This window comes from Lewinella cohaerens DSM 23179 (assembly GCF_000379805.1).
Lineage (GTDB): Bacteria > Bacteroidota > Bacteroidia > Chitinophagales > Saprospiraceae > Lewinella > Lewinella cohaerens.
This window is the reverse complement of sequence record NZ_KB903554.1, coordinates 92,697-110,495: the sequence shown is the minus strand read 5'-3', so window position 1 is coordinate 110,495 and position 17,799 is coordinate 92,697. Positions and strand designations below refer to the sequence as shown.

Below are 17,799 nucleotides of genomic sequence, written 5' to 3'. Positions count from 1 at the left end.
CGTTAATCAAAAGAAAAAGCTAAGATAGGTAGCTTTGAAATAAATTGCAATTTTTTTACAAAAAAGCCTATCAAAATTTTATTTCAAGCCTTTTTACTAGGGGTGGACTTTAATAAAATTCGGTAATACTTTGATGAAAAAAAGAAACCCGTTGGCGGAGACTATCTCTACCAACGGGTTAATTAACGCTGAAAGCTAACCATTATTATCCTATGGCCAAACACCAAAAGAGGTGTAATCGCTGGCAATTTTATTAATTGCGTTAACAAATGCGGCTGTTCGTAAATCTTTAATATTACGTTTGCGCTTTTTGATCTCGCGAATTTGATGGTAAGCTACAATCATGGTTTCTTCCAAACCACTGCGAACCAAGTCAATTTCATCAGCACCACGAGCAATCATGTTACGTTGTGCGGAATTTACTGTTTTTCCAGTAAGCTCTTCCACAACATTGATGATATTATTATAGGTCTGCTGATTAAATCGCTTATCCATTCTTCCGAAGCGCATGTGTGAAAGGTTTTTCAACCATTCAAAATAGGAAACAGTAACGCCTCCTGCATTAAGGTAAAGGTCAGGTAGAATCATTTTACCTGCTTCAACCATAATTTGTTGCGCTTCAGCAGTTACGGGACCATTTGCAGCTTCGGCAATGATTTTGGCCTTAATCCGTGCAGCATTCTCTTTGTTGATTTGATTCTCAAGTGCGGCTGGAACAAGAATGTCGCATTCAAATTCCATCACTTCTCTACGGCGTTCTTTCGGGAAAGATTTGGCACCTGGGTAGTTGAGAATAGACCCGGTTTCTGCCCGGAACTTTAGCAAATCATGAATATCAATACCGTCTTTTTTGTAGATGGCACCTTCAACCTCCGATACACCTACGATTGAAATACCTCCTTCGTCTTGAGATATTTTGGCGGTGTAGGAACCTACGTTTCCGAGGCCCTGTACAACCATTGTTTTCCCTTCTGTACCAGGGGTAATACCAAGCTTTTTCATGTCTTCCGCAACAGAAAGAGCTTCACGTATACCGTAGTAGACGCCTCGTCCTGTAGCTTCTGTACGACCTTGGATACCGTTTTGTGTAACAGGTTTACCCGTTACACACCCTGCTGCATTAATGTCAGTGGGGTTAAATGAACGGTAAGTATCGTAAATCCAAGACATTTCTCGGGGGCCAGTTCCGTAATCAGGCGCTGGGACATCAACTGATGGGCCAATGAAATTACGACGAACGAGCTCCGTGGTATAACGACGGGTAATTTTTTCCAACTGGCCAGGAGTATATTCCCAAGGGTTAATTTTTACTCCTCCTTTTGCACCACCAAAGGGTACATCTACGATTGCACATTTATAAGTCATCAAGGTCGCCAGGGCCATTACTTCTTCCTGGTTAACATGATTACTGTAACGAATACCACCTTTGGTTGGACTGCGGTGGTGGCTGTGTTGTACACGGTAAGCCTCAATTACTTTTACTTCACTTCCGAATTTTACCGGGAAATGAATTCGATAAACAGCGTTACAGACTTTAATCTGTTGAAGTAATCCATCAGGTAAACCCGTGTGGGTTGCTGCGCTGTCGAAGTACTTTTGTACACTTTCGTAAAATACGTCCGGCTTGTTATTAGCCATGGTCATTAATTTGATTTTCAATTTTGGTTAGTCTTCGGTCGAGAACGACCAAGAACAAAACAAGTCCAATAAATACAGCTACAATCACCGCTACTACTACGTACATTTTGCCCATGCTACGCATAAAGTCGGTTGAACCAGTCTGTGCAGCACCAGTGGTGAGGGTAAAAAATACTAGAAAAGCAGTAAGGATCCAGTTTGTAGCTTTCATAATGGATTATTTTGCGGGGGCTAAAGTCGATAAATTTTATAAATCTGCCGCTTTTTAGGGGCTTTCTTTTACTTGTTTCTGCGAACTATTTTTCATAATTGTCGTCCTCGTCCCATTTATCCCAGAGATATTCTTCTATCTGAGACGTTCGGTAGAGCAGGCTGGCAATCCATGAACTGACGAGTGTCCAACCTATTACTGCTGGGTAAAAAACCATTCGCATGGTGTTGTCGAGATCTTCTCCTCCAAGGGCAGGATTACCTCCGTTACCTGGGTGTAGACTGTCTGTAAGGCGAGGAAGCACATAAATTAGAGGAATCAGAGCGATGAATGCAAAGATGTTGTATACAGCAGAAATTCGTGCGCGCTGCGCTTCGTCAGGAAATGCACTGCGAAGTACGAAGTAGGCCATGTAAATCAAAAGCGCAATAAGGGTGGTGAACTGCTTGATATCCCAACTCCAAAATTTCCCCCAGGTGTATTCGGCCCAGATAGCGCCAGTCAACAAACCTAAACCGCCTAGTAGTAGTCCAACACTGGTGAGTGCCGAGGCCCAATAATCATAGCGGTTATCTAACCGGCGTAAGTACTTAATACTATAAACCATGGCTGCAATAAAAATAATCATCATCGCTAACCACAGGGAAACGTGGAAGTAGGTATTCCGGATAGTCTCTCCTAGAATATTCCGAAAAGGAAAGGTAATGCCCTGCTTTTCGTGTAGCCCAGTCATATTTTCGTTGACCCACTGTTGTATTCCTTGATCCGGGTCTATGGAGTCTTGTGTGATAAGCACAGCATTCGGGCGTACAGAGGCACCATCAATAGGATTGTCAATGACGAGTGCAAAATCTTGAACCCGCTGGCTGCTAGGAAGATAATCAGGGATGTTAAATGCGACGCGGGCGTTCCGCGGACCTATAACGTCAATGCTTTTTGCGGCAAGACTACGTTCGTTGTCCATTTTTAGCCACATCCGCAGCGTGTCTTCTGCTTTGTCAAAATTGGTATTATAACCTTCTATTTCTAGAATTAACTCCTGTCCTGTTTTAGCAGAAGAAGGTGCTACCAGCGTAATGCCTGGTTTTAAAGGCACAAGCATACCTACAACAAAAACGTAAAGCAGAATTAGTACACCTAGTGCTTTCCACCAATATTGACGGATAAGTTTTTCCATAATGGTTTTCTGTTTGTTAATCTCGCCAGAGAAAGGGGTAAAGCAATATCGATACGCTTAGTAATACCAAATTTATGGCGACCAAGATAAGAATATCACTTGAAATGGAGGTGTCTTGAATTAGTCGTAGAGCATTAGCTCCAATTTTGACCAAAGTAAGGAGTATAGGGATGATTACAGGAAACCCCAAAATCGCCATTAAGGTAGCGCTGTTTTGGGCTTTAGCTGATATTGCTGAAACAAAAGTAAAGGCGATTGATAGCCCCATGCTACCCAGAAAAATAGCCAGAATAAATAAGCCTGTTTCCTTCACAGGGTTTCCTGTGAGCAATGCCAATGCACCCCAGCTTAAAAGACTTAGTAAAAATAGGAGACTGGTATTGTATATCATTTTTGCCAGCAACAAAGCCAATGGGTGAACCAGGTTGTAATAATACAGTTGTCGGCTTTGGCTCTCTTGTACAAAGCTTTTGACAATGGCACTTACTGCTGCAAAAAGAATAATTACCCAGAAAATCGCGTTCCAGACCTTGGGCTGAATATCAATAAGGGCGGAATAAACCAAGACAATAGTAGCTAGTACGTACAGCACTATGCCACTAAGGGCATAACGAGTTCGCCATTCTAATATCCAGTCGCGCCAAAGTAGGCGCATCGTCTGTTGTAACATGTTCATCTGATCGCAAAGGTAACAAATCGTCATTTCTTAAGACATTTGTTTGGTGCTGAATGGTTGGATTTTTACCTAAATATCGCAATACACTGCAAGGTTATGAGATTGCCGCAGGTTTCTTAGAACAACTTCCATTTAAAACAACAGCTGATGTATATTTGCAAATAATTAAGCTTTAGACAGCTTCGGTAACAACTTTGAGAAATTACATGAATACCTACCACTTTATTAAATCTTTTCGTGCATTATCCCTAACGGCCTTTTGCTTCATGATGAGCCTGGGCATGTGTTGGGCAGAGGTTACTTATTACCAAACAAAAGCACTCGCTGGTGATGGCATCTATAGTATGCTACGTCGCTATAAACTAGATGGACATCGTTGCAATTTTGACCAATTCTATGAACTCAATAGCCTCAATAAAAACACGGGCCTAAGGGTTGGTAAACTCTATTCTTTGCCTATTCAGGTGTTTGATTTTGATGGTCGGACTATTCGTTCTACCATTGGCGAAAATGACTGGAATACTGCTGTGGAAATTCGAGATTATAACCAAGCCTTGGTAGAGCTGGGCTTGTTGGAATCAAACTACGATAAGAGCCTTAAATTATTGGTGCCTTTCCATATTCAAAATTGTACGGACGAAACAGTCTCCATTGCTGCACCAGTAGCGACTGATCCAGAAGAAGAATCAGCAATAAATACAAGTATAGCCTCCGCCGAGGCGGGTGGTGTGTCCAATAGTGGCGGGCGACGAATATTTCCAATATTTGGCTCTGAATATGCTTACACTCCTTTAGCCAGTACTAAGCTTAGGGGCAAAGTTTTTTATGTAGTTGGTGGGCATGGTGGCCCGGATCCAGGAGCCATTGGCCAGCGCGGAAACTATCGACTATGTGAAGACGAATACGCCTATGATGTTGCCTTGCGATTATGCAGAAACTTAATTGCGCATGGTGCTACGGCATATATGATTAATAGAGACCCTAATGATGGTATTCGTAATGATAAATTTTTAGAATGCGATACAGACGAAGTCGTTTGGGGCGATATCCGCCAATCGTCTAATCAAAAAATACGGCTGACCCAACGTTCTGATGTCATTAATGAACTCTACGAAAAACATCGCTTACAAGGAGTGACCGATCAGAAGGTAATAGTTGTTCATGTTGATTCTCGTAGCCATAGCCAACGGACAGATTTGTTTTTCTATCATCATCCCTCCAGCGAAAGTGGCAGAGAGTTGGCTCGCCAAATGCAACGAATTATGCGGCAAAAATACCGCCGGTATCGTGCAAATGGCGAATATCATGGAACGGTTACTGCTCGCGACCTCCACATGCTAAGAGAATGTAAGCCGACTTCTGTATATGTGGAGTTGGCCAACATTCGGAATACCCATGATCAGCAACGCATCATTATTCAACGAAATCGCGAATTGCTTGCTGATTGGATGCTGGAAGGACTCATGAACGATAGTTCTAATTAGAATTTCGGACAAATAACTTTAAAGCGGTCTTTACTTGGGTGAACATAAATAAGGGAGAGTTCAAAGGCTCCACGAGAATTGTTCGCTGTTGAAAGGTCCGAAACAGTGACGTCGTAGCTTAAGCCAAATTGCCAGCGCTCTACTTCCAGGATAGCACTGACAACCATGGCGTCGAGCCCCATGCCGCTTTCGCCCTGATTCGCTACTCTGCCCCAAAGGCCCGCTCTGATGGCTACTTCACGCCAATCGCGATTGCTGTAACGCAGATTCATTCCTCCAATGCCAAGGAAGGAAGGTCCTTGTCCCATAACTGCAATAGCTGGAAGAAGACTAGCTTCTCGAGTAAGGCTAACTTGGCCTCCTGCCTGACCTACCCAGCGGCTGTGCAGCATTTCACTTTGATCATCAAGGAAAGATACATTAGGCTCTGTAAGATGGTGAAGGGCACCTCCCAGATAAAAGCTGTTGTCTTCATCGATAACGTTGTAGTAAAGTACGCCAGCATTGAACTCCATAAAAAGATCTGTTTCCATCATGCTGAGTGCTTCACCATTAGAAGAAGCAAAATTAATAAAGGCGGTTTGGCTTCCAGGCATCACCTCGAATTGTTCCGTAAACCAAAGGTCATTCCAATCATACGACCACTGGGCTATACCTAGTTGTGCACCACCAATCAAGAATTGACCAGACCCACGAGAACGACCGCTCCCAATATGTTTGAGATAAGAACCGCTGAGGACCGCTCGCGACTGGCTAAATTGAGATTCTCCTACTTGGTCACGAAGAATAGCAATTCCCAAGCTATAATAATCATCGCGGCCAACCGGACGACGGCCTTCAAATGAGGCTGCGATACTCTTGTATGCCTGGTTTCCCAGTACGGCATAATTCTGTGTTCGGTAATTGGCTGTAAACCGGTATTCTCCGGGAAAAACACCAGTAAGCGCGGGGTTCATCTGTAGAGGAGAAGAATAAAACTGGCTAAAATGGGCATCTTGCGCACTAAGCGTGATAGGAGCCAGAATGCCTAGTCCAATAAGAAAAAGAAGTGCGTATAAAGTAGAGTTAATTTTCATGCTAAAAGTTTTGTAACCCGAGCAGCAGCCTGTATGCTGCTGCTCGGGTAAATGGAATGACAGGATTACTTAACGGATAAGAGTTGTTTGGCCTTTCAGAATTTCTTCTGTTCCGTCTTCATGGAGTACTGTAAGTGACCAAACAAATACACCACCATTGAGCGGTTCTCCCCGGTAGCTTCCATCCCAGCCTTTATTTGGGCTGTTTACGGGGAAATCTTCTTCAGCGTAGAGCATTTCGCCCCAACGGTCAAAAATTTGGAATAAGATAACCTGAGTACCTGGCCTGCCATGTACTAGAAGTAAATCATTGATGCCATCACCGTTTGGTGTGAAACCAGTAGGTACAACTGCCAGTTTGGGTTTGTCTACGAACACTCGTAGTAGATCAGTGTCTTCACAACCGTTTTCATCAATAGCATAGAGCTCGTAATCAATAGTTGATTCAGGAGATGCAAAAGGGTATTGGCATTCTTTACAACTTAATGTACCTTCGTAAGGAGCATACCAGACATATTCAACATCACCTTGGGCATTGGTCGTTGTTCCTGCAAGTTCAATGCTGTCTCCATAAACAATTTCGAGATCAGGTCCTGCATCTACAATGAATTCACCTGGCTCAACAACTGTTGCGTTAGTCAAAAATTGACAGCCATTGGCATCTTCAATAAAGATGTTATAATCACCACCGAACAAGCCTATTAATACATTGCTGCCAATATAGTTTTGATTGTCAAGACTAAAGCGGAATGGCGGGGTACCACCTTCTGTATTAATGGTAAGCATTCCATCACGCTCACCATAACAACTAACATCCTGGCTATCAATCGTCGCTATTAGTGCTACTGGTTGGTCGATCGTCGCTGTGCGAATGTCTTCACAGCCATTAGCGTCTGTGATCGTAATTTCATAATTACCTGCAATAAGATTGTCAAGGGAGGAAGCAGTGGAGCCACTTGGCCAGCTGTAATTGTAGCCGGGTATTCCACCGGTTACACTAATGCCAATTGAGCCATCATTGTACCCAAAACATTCATTGTCCTTAATGCTAAAATCAACAGACAAACCAGTCGGTTCATCTACAATCTCTGAGAGCGTAGTCTCACAGCCTTCTTCATCACGCACAGTTACCGTATAGGTACCTGCCGGAATATCGTCAACCTGAGCAGTGGTTTGGTTACCAGCAGCAGGTCCCCATTGGAAGGTGAAATCACCACCGTTAGGACCGCTAGGGTTGATAACTTCGATGGCTCCATCGTCATAACCATTACAGCTAGGTTCTGCAACCATAAAGCCAAAATCTACAGCTTCAGGATCCATAAGGAAACGATCTTGTGATGCTGAACATCCTTGTGCATCGGTAACGGTAACGGAATATAGAACACCTCCAGGAACACCGGTCCGAACAAGGCTGTTGGTACCGTCTTCCCATTCATAGCTATAATCGGTTTCTGACATTCCTAAGCCACCCATAATCTGGTTAATTCCTACGCCTCCATCACTGTACCCGTTACAAGTAGGGCGCTCGGCAATAAAATTGAAGGTGATGGGGGCTAATTCTGCGACAGTGGTCGCAGCAACAACCTGGCAACCGAGGTTGTCCGTAACTGTTACATCGTAAGCGCCTACCGCAAGATCTGTTGCAGTAGCATCATTTTGTCCATCGCTCCAAGCGTAGGTGTAAGAACCACCGCCACCACCAGCAACGACCATCGTTTCACTTTCATCGAGCCCTGCGCAGCTTTGTAGTGTTTGGGCTGCATCTGCATATAAACTATCAGGGGTGTTGATGGTAAACGAAGACATAATTTCACAACCCAGTGCATCCATAACTGTGTAGTCATAATCACCAGCAGTCAAATTTCCGATTGTGGGGTCGGAATAAGTCATACCATCAATTAGAATACTGAAAGGTGCTTCTCCGGCATCAATATTTATTACGGCTTCACCATCAGAGAATCCAAAGCAACTTACATCTGTTAAGACGGGTAAGGAAATCTCTAAATCACAGAAAGAAGAGGTGCAGGTACTGGACCCAAGTGGAACAATACAGTTGTTATTGGTACCATTGAAAAATGCACGAACTTCTATGGTCACTTCGTCGCCGTTATTTAAACCTTGAACCAACAATTCAAGATCAGTAATAGGCCCCATCCAACCTTGAGGACCACTTGGCAGTATCAGGTTGTATTCATATTCTGTAACACCAGGTATTGGTAGCCAGCTGAATAGTAGATCGCCACCCTGCTCGTCACAAGAAACGACAGGAGCAGGAACATCTTCTATGACGGCAACAAGTACACTGTCAATAACGCTACAGCCGTATTCATCTTCTATCAATATCTCATACAAGGTACTGGAAGATGGGCTGGCAACGGGGGTCGGGCAATCCGTACAATTGAGCCCGCCACTTGGTGTCCAAGTGTAAGTATATTCGTTCTCATTGTTAAAGGTGATGGACCATTCTAAAAGTTCTCCAAACTGGAGTGGTCCAAAGGCATCTGTAATCAAGAGTTCCCATTCTCCGTTTATCGGAGAACCTATGAGGCTGTTCCAGTTGCCTTCAGGCTGGAATTCACCTGTGTAAGGCGGAGTTCCAGCATTAATGGATACAAGGGCTGATGGCGAAAAGCAGGTGTTGATAAAGCCCTGATTAGATCCACCGCCATTGGCAGTTGACAGGGGAACAATACTTCCATCTGGTGCCTCCAAGCTAACGTTTACATCGGCAGCAAAGTCTGTAGTTAAACTAAAACACACCGATTCAATATCCGATAGTGGATTCGTTATAATAATAGGGTTTATACTGTTGACATTGAGTGGGCTGCGGTATGCATTTCCCGGAGGGTGATTTGCATTGCCTACAGGATATTGTGGGAACCGCTCAAATGTAATAGGTTGAGCAATAGGTGGGATTTGTGAAAGGTCAAGGTTAGCCGTTTCGCCTTCGCACAATACTACGTCCTCTTGTTCTTCAAATTCGATATTACAATTATAGCAATCCGGATGAGTGGGAGGAAGTACCTCGAAATTAAGAGTAGTATCATTTAAACAGCCAAAATCGTCTAAGACGAAGAAAGTATAAGCTGCAAAACCAGCATTGACAGGCGATGCCAAGATGCTGTCTTGGGTAGCACTTATGACAGTCGGATTAGTTTCCCATCCATAGTCAACAAAAGTGGGCGTAAAGGTCTCTACATCTGGAAATAAGTAGTCTTTGAAAGTGATACTCCATTCAAATAGCCAGCCATTATCAAGTCCCAGGTTATCTGTCACGCGGATCGTCCAGTCACCATTTAGTGGGCATCCTAGGAAGTTGGCAAAACTTTCTTCAGGCTGGTACTCTCCTTCCGGGAAATAACTATCTGTATAGGTGAACGTATTTCCATTGTTGTCACTTGGTACAGTTGTATAGGTGTAGGTAGGAGCCATGCCGTCGAAATCAGGCAATGTTCCGTTGGCAGCAGTTTCTGTGAAGGTATAAGTGTAGGGTATTCCTGGCGTAACATCACTAGACTGCCCATCTACGGGGTTACTAGCAAAAGGTTCTCCAAAATTAGTAGAGCCTAAGCCAGAGGGATAATCTAGAATATAGATAGAAGTTCCGTCAGGGCAAATTAGTTCAATGTCAAGGTCACCACTATAGGAGTGCTCTAAATCTAATGTAACCGAACAAATATCCGAAGGATTGGTAAGCGTAGCTCCTGGTCGAAATTGAGTAAAACTAATGCTCTCTTGGTACTGGCCACCGCTACCGTCAGGTAATAAAAGGGTGTCGGACCTAACGCCAGCTTGAGCAAACGTCCCCGTATTAGGAAAAACAGTTACGTTAGAACTGCTCGCCGGGTCTATAGAGGAAGTCACCATGATAGAATCTCCACTACAAATGGTAGGGTCAAGTGAACCTCCAAATTGATAAGAAGGGTAGGGGGATACTCTAATTCTTTGAGAGATAAAATTAGTGTTTTCACAACCAAATTGATCCCTGATTTCTAGTTGTACAATATAACCTCCGGGTTCATCGAAAACATTGGTAACATTAGGGCCAATGGCCGTGTTACCATTACCAAAATCCCACTCGAAAGTACTGGTCTGATCACTATGGTTGTAGACCAGGCCATCTTGAGGGTATATACCAGAGCCATTAAAACTGACTCTATCTCCGGGACAAATATCTATCCAGCCGGTATCCACAGGCATCATAGCAGGTGTGGTGTTTACCAAGTCTGCAAGAATAATCTGACAAGCAGCTATACAGTTGATGTCAGCACTCCAGCCGGTATTGCCCTCATCGGTACCATCGGAAGTAAATACTACAGTGATACAACCACTGAGGTTGGCTGCCGTTGCCTGAATGATGAAAGGATTGGTAGGGTCGAGAAGAAACGCTCCGTCAACCGCGAAAGCGGGGTCAGGATTGTCTGCATCATAAAAGGTGATGCTTTCTCCTGGGCCAATGTCAATACTAGAGAAAATCAGCTGAATGTGGGTGCCTTCGGTACCGTCACTACAAATTACAGTAGTGAAATTTTCATTCAACCCGTAATTAGCGGAACCACCTCCGCTGTCTTGGAAAAAACCTTCACAATCTGTGATAGGATTTCCGTTCATAGTGTAGCTCTGGGCAGAGAGACTGAAAGAACAAATTCCCATAAAAAACAGGAATGTCCAGATGTGTCTGGGTAAAAGTTGTCCCATGGATGACCTTTTTTGTTTCAAATTAACGGGTTACAAAGCTCATGTCTGTCTGCAAAGCAGTCAGACATTATTAGCATTCGAACTGGGATGCAGTTCATGGGAAGGGCAAAATAAATACCGGGGAATCCAGTAAAGAGAAGTTTGAAAAGTTGCTGCGTGCTTAGCAAATGTAAACATCTCAGATTAATTAGCCTAATTATTCCCCAAATTGTTTTATCCTCCATTCTAGGGTGACAAATGTATTTTTTATTTCTGAGACCGACCCTTTTTTCCTTATAAGATTCGGATGGTTATCCGACAAATAGTATATCCTTCTTTGCTAGGTAGACCCTCTCTGAAGGCTATTCGCTGCCTGTCTTACAGAGAACCATCTTTGCCTTACTATTGGTAAATATTGCGCTTTAGAGCTCGGCCAAGCAAAAGCTAAAGTCTATATTTGCAACTCACAGAAAATGAAGGCATGCAAATACTGGATGGAAAACTCCTGGCTCGCCAGGTAAAAGACGAATTAGCGAAAGAAACTGCCGCCCAGATTGCGGCAGGAGGAAAGGTACCTCACTTAGCTGCTGTATTGGTGGGAGATAACCCCGCTAGTCAGGTTTATGTACGCAATAAGGTACGGTCTTGTGAACAGATTGGCTTCCATTCCACGTTGATCAAGAAGCCTGTTGATATTTCCCAAGAAGAGTTGTTGCACATTATTCATGAGTTGAATAACGATGATGGAATTGATGGTTTCATCGTACAGCTGCCATTACCTGCTCATCTTGATGAAGAAAAAGTTACGCTGGCAATTGATCCAAAGAAAGATGTCGATGGTTTCCATCCGGTAAACATTGGCAGGATGGCCTTGGGGCTTCCTTGTTATCTGCCTGCAACACCTTGTGGAATTGTAGAAATCCTGAAGCGCTATGAAATTCCTACCTCAGGAAAAGAAGTAGTCGTTGTTGGGCGATCAAACATAGTGGGTACTCCTATTAGTATTTTGCTTTCACGTAAAGAAAAAGTAGGCAATGCGACTGTGACGCTTTGCCATAGTCGAACAGCAAACCTCGCAGAACATACCCGCCGTGCAGATATCCTTATCGCATCAATAGGTAAGCCAAATACCATTACCGCAGATATGGTGAAAGAGGGAGTAGTAGTTATTGATGTTGGTATTAACCGTATTGATGACCCTGAGGCAGCACGCGGTTACCGCTTGGTAGGTGATGTTGATTTTCCGGGAGTTAGCCCTAAAGCAAGTTACATCACACCGGTTCCTGGTGGCGTTGGCCAAATGACGGTTGTTTCTCTGCTTATGAATACTTTAAGTGCAAGTAAAAAGGCCATTTATGGATAAGCACTCCTATTGGGCGTATTCCTTTGCCGTGGTTGGGGATGAACGGGAAGAGTTTATTGGCGTATTAGATGATTTACCCATGCTTGGCTTTGAAGAAAAGACCAAGCACTTGATTGCTTATATCGATGTTGAAGATTTGACAGAAGAGGTGATTTCTAGTATTGCAATCCTGTCAGATATACATAACTGTACTTATGAACGTGAGTTTGTTCCCGGGCAAAACTGGAATGAACAATGGGAAGCTTCCTTTAAACCCGTCCAGGTTGGTGATTTTGTAGGCATTCGGGCAGAGTTTCATGCTCCGTTTGTTGAAGTGGCCCACGACCTTATTATTCACCCTAGAATGGCGTTCGGGACAGGTCATCATGCGACTACCTATTTGGTGATGGAACGTATGCAGGAATTAGATTTTAATAATAAATCTGTTTTTGATTACGGCTGTGGAACAGGAATTTTAGCGATTTTGGCCCGTAAATTAGGGGCCCAACCCATTACCGCTGTAGACATTGAAGAAGCTGCTACCGAAAATACATTGGTAAATATGGCGGCTAATGACGTTGATGGTGTTGAAGTTTTTACTGGAGATATTAGTGCCGTGCCGGCGACTAAAAATAATGTCATTCTAGCGAATATCAATCGTAACGTAATACTGTCTAGCCTAGACGCGTTATACGCAAGGACCGTCGAAGGGGGAGATTTATTGGTGTCAGGTATTTTGCAGCAAGATCAAACTTTGGTTGATCAAAAAGCGGCAGAAGAAGGCTGGCAAAAAGTACTAACCCGAGAAAGAGACGGTTGGCTTCTTCTACACTATCGGAGGGATTAAAAAAAGAATAAAAATATGTTGCGACAGTTACTGTTGATGATGCTCTTCTTGGGAGGGCATGGCCTGCTTTCTGCACAGATGGCTCAGGATTCGCTTTCTCCTGCGGAAGTTCAAGCTGATTTCCTTGCGGAATTAGAAGATTTAATGACGAACGGGAAGCCTAAGCCCGTAGAGGAAGCGTACGAAAATTTTGCCCAAATTTTCAGTTCAGGTGCTTTTACACCCGAAGAGCAAACACAGGTAACAAATACAGGACTTTTAATGCGTTCGAAAAGACTGGGAGCGAGTCCTCATTTTCAGTACTATCTTGAAACTTTAGCAAAGATCAAACAAAATACTGTCTACGCAGAGCAGTTTACTGCGTGGCATCGTGTTTTAGAGAGAATGATCAATGATGATGCTAATTTTACGGTAAATAATGTAGGCACTTTTTTGAAGTTTTCTAACGACTTCTTTGGGTTGCAGGCCATTAAGTATTCGCCAGCAAGTGTTAGTTGGTTTGTCTTTACTGAAAAATTCGACTGGACTTATGACAAAGAGCCCATCTTGCAAGTTGAGAATGCAGACTTAACTGGCTTGAGATCTAACGATACCATTGTAATCAACCAGACCAATTTCGATTATTACCCATTAGAAAATAAGCTGAAAGGAAGTGGTGGTAAAACAACCTGGCAGCGTACGGAGTTAGGCACAACCGTTTTTGTAGACCTTGAACGATACGAAGTAGAAACTATTCGGAGTATATATGAAGCAGAAGTAGCCTATCTTACTTATCCTCAGTATTTTGATGCCAGAAAAATCAAGGGAACTTTTACCGACAAGCTGGTTTCTGACGATAGCCGTACCTCTTACCCACGGTTTGAATCAACGGAGAGCTATATTAATATCCCCAATGTGCGGGAGGGGGTAAGACTGCGTGGTGGTTTCCGTCTTCATGGGGCTACGGTATATGCAGTAGGTTCTAAGCAAGCCCCGGCAGAACTGTTGGTACTGAATGATCGTAATCAACCACGTTTTCAAGGCATAGGAAATCTGGTAACCATCAAAGACCAAGATCGTATTGTTGGTTCAGGGGTTAATTCTATTCTTTACTTAGGTGCCGATAGCCTCTATCATCCATCGGTCAATGTTCGCTTGAACCTGAATGACCTTAGCATGGAGCTTACGCGTGGTAAAAAAGGTACGGATCGATATCCGTTCTACCACAGCCTGCACCAGATGAATATTGATGCAGACTTTATCAAGGTATTCTTGAATGAAGATTCTCTTATTATTGGTCGCCCCACGGCCAGTTTTGTGAACAAAGGAGACGTTATCTTTGAGTCGCTTAATTATTTTGACCCACGGGAATACAATCGAGTTCAAAATATTGCTACTGCCAACCCTCTTGCTATCATGAAGGCGACAGCAGAAAGAGAAGGAACCAACTTTATGTCGGCTTCTCTACTGGCGAATCGAATCAATTCTAAGTTTACTATCGAGAACATCCGTCCACTTATTTACGATCTGGTAAGTAAGGGGTTCATCGCCTACGACCCGGAAACGAATGAGATAGAAATGAAAGAGAAAATCTACCATTACGTTAACGCAGATGCGGGTAATGTAGATTATGATTACCTCCAGTTGGTATCAACGACTGACACGATTAATGCCTCTATTGGCTTAGGGGATGGTTACACCGTACTGAATGGTGTCAAGCGAATTGATTTTAGTAAACCGCAAAGAGTCTCTACGTTACCCTCTGGAAATCAGGTTTTCTTGAAGGGCAATCGCAATTTTGACTTCGATGGCAAACTGTTCGCTGGTTACAGTGTCATGGAAGGAAAAGACTTCCATTTTCAATACGAAAGCAATCAGATTAACCTTGACTCTGTACGCTATTTTGACCTATTTGTACCTACCGGAAACCTGGATGAGAACAACAAGCCGGAAGCGTTTAGTATTGGTTCGAGAATCGAACATTTGAACGGGGTGTTATTGGTAGATGCTCCAAATAACAAATCTGGCCGGAAGGACATTCCTATTTTCCCTTCTTTGCAAAGTAAAGGGAATAGCTATGTTTTTTATGATCGTTCCGATACCCAAAATGGGGTGTATACCCGTGACTCCTTTTACTTTGAAATAGCCCCTTTTAGCTTCGATCACCTGGATCGCTACGGACCACAGGATGTTCACTTTAAAGGCGAACTGTTCAGTAATGGCATGTTTCCAGAGATTAAAGAAACCTTGGTCTTACAAGAAGATCAATCCTTGGGGTTTGTTACAGAAACGCCGACGGAGGGGTATCCTGCCTATGATGATAAAGGAACCTTTACTGGTGAAATGAAGCTGGATAATAATGGGCTACTCGGAAAAGGGAGACTCAATTACTTACAGGCAGTAGTAGATGCGGAGGATTTTACCTTCATGCCAAAGCGAACAACAGCAAGTGCCGATGCCTTTGATTTGGAAGAAGATAGAGTGGGGGAGATACCGGTTCCAGAAGTTCATGGTGAGGCAGTAAACTTGGAATGGCGGCCTTATAGTGATAGCTTGATTGTGAAAAGTGCTGATGCGCCATTTGAGCTGTATCAGGAAAATGACCATCAGTTGGAAGGTACTTTGGTTTTAACGCCTTCTGGTTTGAGAGGATCTGGAAAGCTGGGATGGAGTTTAGGGGAAGCGAACTCTAAAATCTTTTCTTTTGGTGCAAATTCAGCTGTTGCGGATACGATGCAGATCAGAATCAATGTCCTTGAAGTTGATGATCGACTGGGCCTGGAAACCAGCAATGTCAATGGACTGCTGGATTATGATGAGGGTATCGGTCATTTTGAGGCCAATGATGAAAGTGTAATAACCACTTTGCCCTATAATCAGTATACCACATCAATGAACAAGTTTGATTGGGACATGAAGGGGAGTACGATCACATTCGAATCAGATAAGGATAATCCTGCATTGTTTACATCAATTCACCCTGACCAGGACTCTTTGCAATTCAGAGGAGAAGAAGCTACTTATGATTTAAAAAGCAGCCTCTTGGCCATTGAAGGGGTAGAATACATAGTTTCTTCCGATGCCTTTATTTACCCAGATAGCCAGTACATTGAAATATCCGCTGATGCGGAAATGGCGAAGCTGGAAAATGCTCAAATTATTGCCGATACGACCAGTAAATACCATGTAATTAATCGTGCTACTGTCGAAATTAAAGGTCGGAGGGTTTATGAAGCCAGCGGTTTTTACGAATACAATGTTGGACCACACGAGCAAGAATTTGAGCTGGACAATATCATTGGGCAGCCTATTGGGAAAGGATCATACAAAGACAAACGTTCGGTAACAAGAGCGACAGGTGAAATTCAACCTACGGATACTTTTTATATCGATCACAAGACACAATTCCGAGGAACAATTAGCCTGGACGCAGAGGAGAAGAGCCTTAATTTTAATGGTTATGCTCGGTTTAATGCAGAAAACCTTCCGAATAAATACTGGTTTACGGTAAGCTTTGCCGGTGATAAAAATGACCTCGTTATTGATTACGATGTTCCTAGTTCCTATGAGAATGATCCCTTGTTTTCAGGATTGTTTCTTTCTAAGGAATTCAGCCGTGTCTACCCAAGGATTATTACACCACTTTACTTTCGTAAGGATCGCCGGATACTGGATTTGTCGACAGGGGTGATTAAGTATCTGGAGGACAAAGATCAATTCATTTTAGGTGATTCGGCAATTGTCTTGGGAAATGAGATAGTGGGTAACAAAATGCTGTTTAAAAATGTCGACGGATCAGTAGAGGCCGAAGGTAAATTCACCTTGGGGTCTGAGCTGCGGTATATGCAGGTAGATGCAGCAGGAAGGGCATCGACAGCTTTCCCGCCTCCAGCTCCTGAAGAAATACCAGAAGAGGAAGAAACTGGTGGCATTATGTTAGCAGAAGACCCGCTCGTAACGGAAGAGCCAGAAGAAACAGTCGCTTTTGATCCATCACAGATAGCTTTTACAGCAGAGTGGATGATGGGCTTGAAAATGAGAATACCGGAAAACCTGTTGAAGATTGTTCAGAATGATTTTGAATCTGCATCTTTTGAATCCAGGGCGATTGGTTATTTAACGGATATTTCTTTTTATCAAAAGACGGTAAGAGAGATATTTCCCGCTGGCAAGGAGCGTGATGATGCGCTGGCTGGTCTTGGGTTAGGAGCGCTGAATGTTCCCAAAAGATTGAATCCTTATGATTTTCTGTTTAGCCGATTACCAATGAAGTGGCATCAGGATTACCAGTCTTTCGTTTCTACAGAAAAAAACAATGGCGTAATTTCAATTAACGGAGAACCTTTGAATAAACAGGTTGAATGTTATGTAGAGCTAAAAATGCCTAGTTCCGATGCCGACGATCGTTTGTATGTTTACCTGAAGTCACCCAGTGGGTTATTTTATTTCTTCGGCTTCAAGCAAGGAATTCTTAGCATAACCTCTAACAATACGGTCTTTATGCAGCAGTTGGAAGGCATGAAAGTTAAGGATTTAATTATGAAAATGGACGATGGAGAAACGTTCGAGATTGTGCCTGTGGAATTAAGTTCTGCCAACTTATTTCTTCGCCGAATTCAGGCAGTACAGTAAGTTGATTTCAGCTAAAAGACTAAGGTCTTAGGCATGAAAAAAGGGTAGATGGATAATCAA

10 protein-coding genes are annotated in these 17,799 nt (G+C 43.2%); 4 read left to right on the top strand and 6 right to left on the bottom strand.

The annotated features are described in order from the left end of the window. Positions 1 to 210: 210 nt before the first annotated feature. From A3EU_RS0118415 to A3EU_RS0118400, 4 genes are all read right to left on the bottom strand, one after another. Positions 211 to 1,644 carry a Glu/Leu/Phe/Val family dehydrogenase gene (locus A3EU_RS0118415; protein WP_020537670.1) on the bottom strand — a complete coding sequence of 478 codons (1,434 nt, stop codon included), beginning with the start codon at positions 1,642 to 1,644 and terminating at the stop codon, positions 211 to 213. After that, positions 1,631 to 1,849 carry a CcmD family protein gene (locus tag A3EU_RS0118410; RefSeq protein ID WP_020537669.1) on the bottom strand — a complete coding sequence of 73 codons (219 nt, stop codon included), beginning with the start codon at positions 1,847 to 1,849 and terminating at the stop codon, positions 1,631 to 1,633. Before A3EU_RS0118410 ends, A3EU_RS0118415 begins: the two co-directional genes overlap by 14 nt. A gap of 85 nt (positions 1,850 to 1,934) precedes the next feature. Continuing rightward, positions 1,935 to 3,026: a cytochrome c biogenesis protein CcsA gene (gene ccsA, locus A3EU_RS0118405; protein WP_020537668.1), complete on the bottom strand. Its 1,092-nt coding sequence runs from the start codon at positions 3,024 to 3,026 to the stop codon at positions 1,935 to 1,937. 16 nt (positions 3,027 to 3,042) lie between these two features. Continuing rightward, positions 3,043 to 3,729: a heme exporter protein CcmB gene (locus A3EU_RS0118400; RefSeq protein ID WP_020537667.1), complete on the bottom strand. Its 687-nt coding sequence runs from the start codon at positions 3,727 to 3,729 to the stop codon at positions 3,043 to 3,045. Between the two features lie 179 nt (positions 3,730 to 3,908). Between A3EU_RS0118400 and A3EU_RS31025 the strand changes: the two genes are divergently transcribed. Continuing rightward, positions 3,909 to 5,186 carry an N-acetylmuramoyl-L-alanine amidase family protein gene (locus A3EU_RS31025; RefSeq protein WP_020537665.1) on the top strand — a complete coding sequence of 426 codons (1,278 nt, stop codon included), beginning with the start codon at positions 3,909 to 3,911 and terminating at the stop codon, positions 5,184 to 5,186. On the opposite strand, the gene A3EU_RS0118385 is transcribed toward A3EU_RS31025, so the two are convergent. Further along, a complete protein-coding gene (locus A3EU_RS0118385; protein WP_020537664.1) occupies positions 5,183 to 6,262 on the bottom strand; it encodes a PorP/SprF family type IX secretion system membrane protein in 1,080 nt (359 codons plus the stop codon). The two genes, A3EU_RS31025 and A3EU_RS0118385, sit on opposite strands and share 4 nt — an antisense overlap. 69 nt (positions 6,263 to 6,331) lie before the next feature. Next, positions 6,332 to 10,960 carry a T9SS C-terminal target domain-containing protein gene (locus A3EU_RS0118380; RefSeq protein WP_020537663.1) on the bottom strand — a complete coding sequence of 1,543 codons (4,629 nt, stop codon included), beginning with the start codon at positions 10,958 to 10,960 and terminating at the stop codon, positions 6,332 to 6,334. A gap of 460 nt (positions 10,961 to 11,420) precedes the next feature. Between A3EU_RS0118380 and folD the strand changes: the two genes are divergently transcribed. Genes folD through A3EU_RS0118360 form a run of 3 tightly spaced genes read left to right on the top strand, consistent with a single transcriptional unit; the run spans position 11,421 to position 17,739 of the window. Further along, entirely contained in the window at positions 11,421 to 12,302 is an 882-nt protein-coding gene (gene folD, locus A3EU_RS0118370; protein WP_026211457.1) for a bifunctional methylenetetrahydrofolate dehydrogenase/methenyltetrahydrofolate cyclohydrolase FolD, read from the top strand. Beyond that, positions 12,295 to 13,128 (top strand): 50S ribosomal protein L11 methyltransferase, encoded by an 834-nt coding sequence (prmA, locus tag A3EU_RS31020; RefSeq protein ID WP_020537661.1) that lies wholly within the window; start codon positions 12,295 to 12,297, stop codon positions 13,126 to 13,128. The genes folD and prmA overlap by 8 nt, the downstream gene beginning before the upstream one ends. 15 nt (positions 13,129 to 13,143) lie before the next feature. After that, a complete protein-coding gene (locus A3EU_RS0118360) occupies positions 13,144 to 17,739 on the top strand; it encodes a hypothetical protein (RefSeq protein ID WP_020537660.1) in 4,596 nt (1,531 codons plus the stop codon). Positions 17,740 to 17,799: the final 60 nt, after the last annotated feature.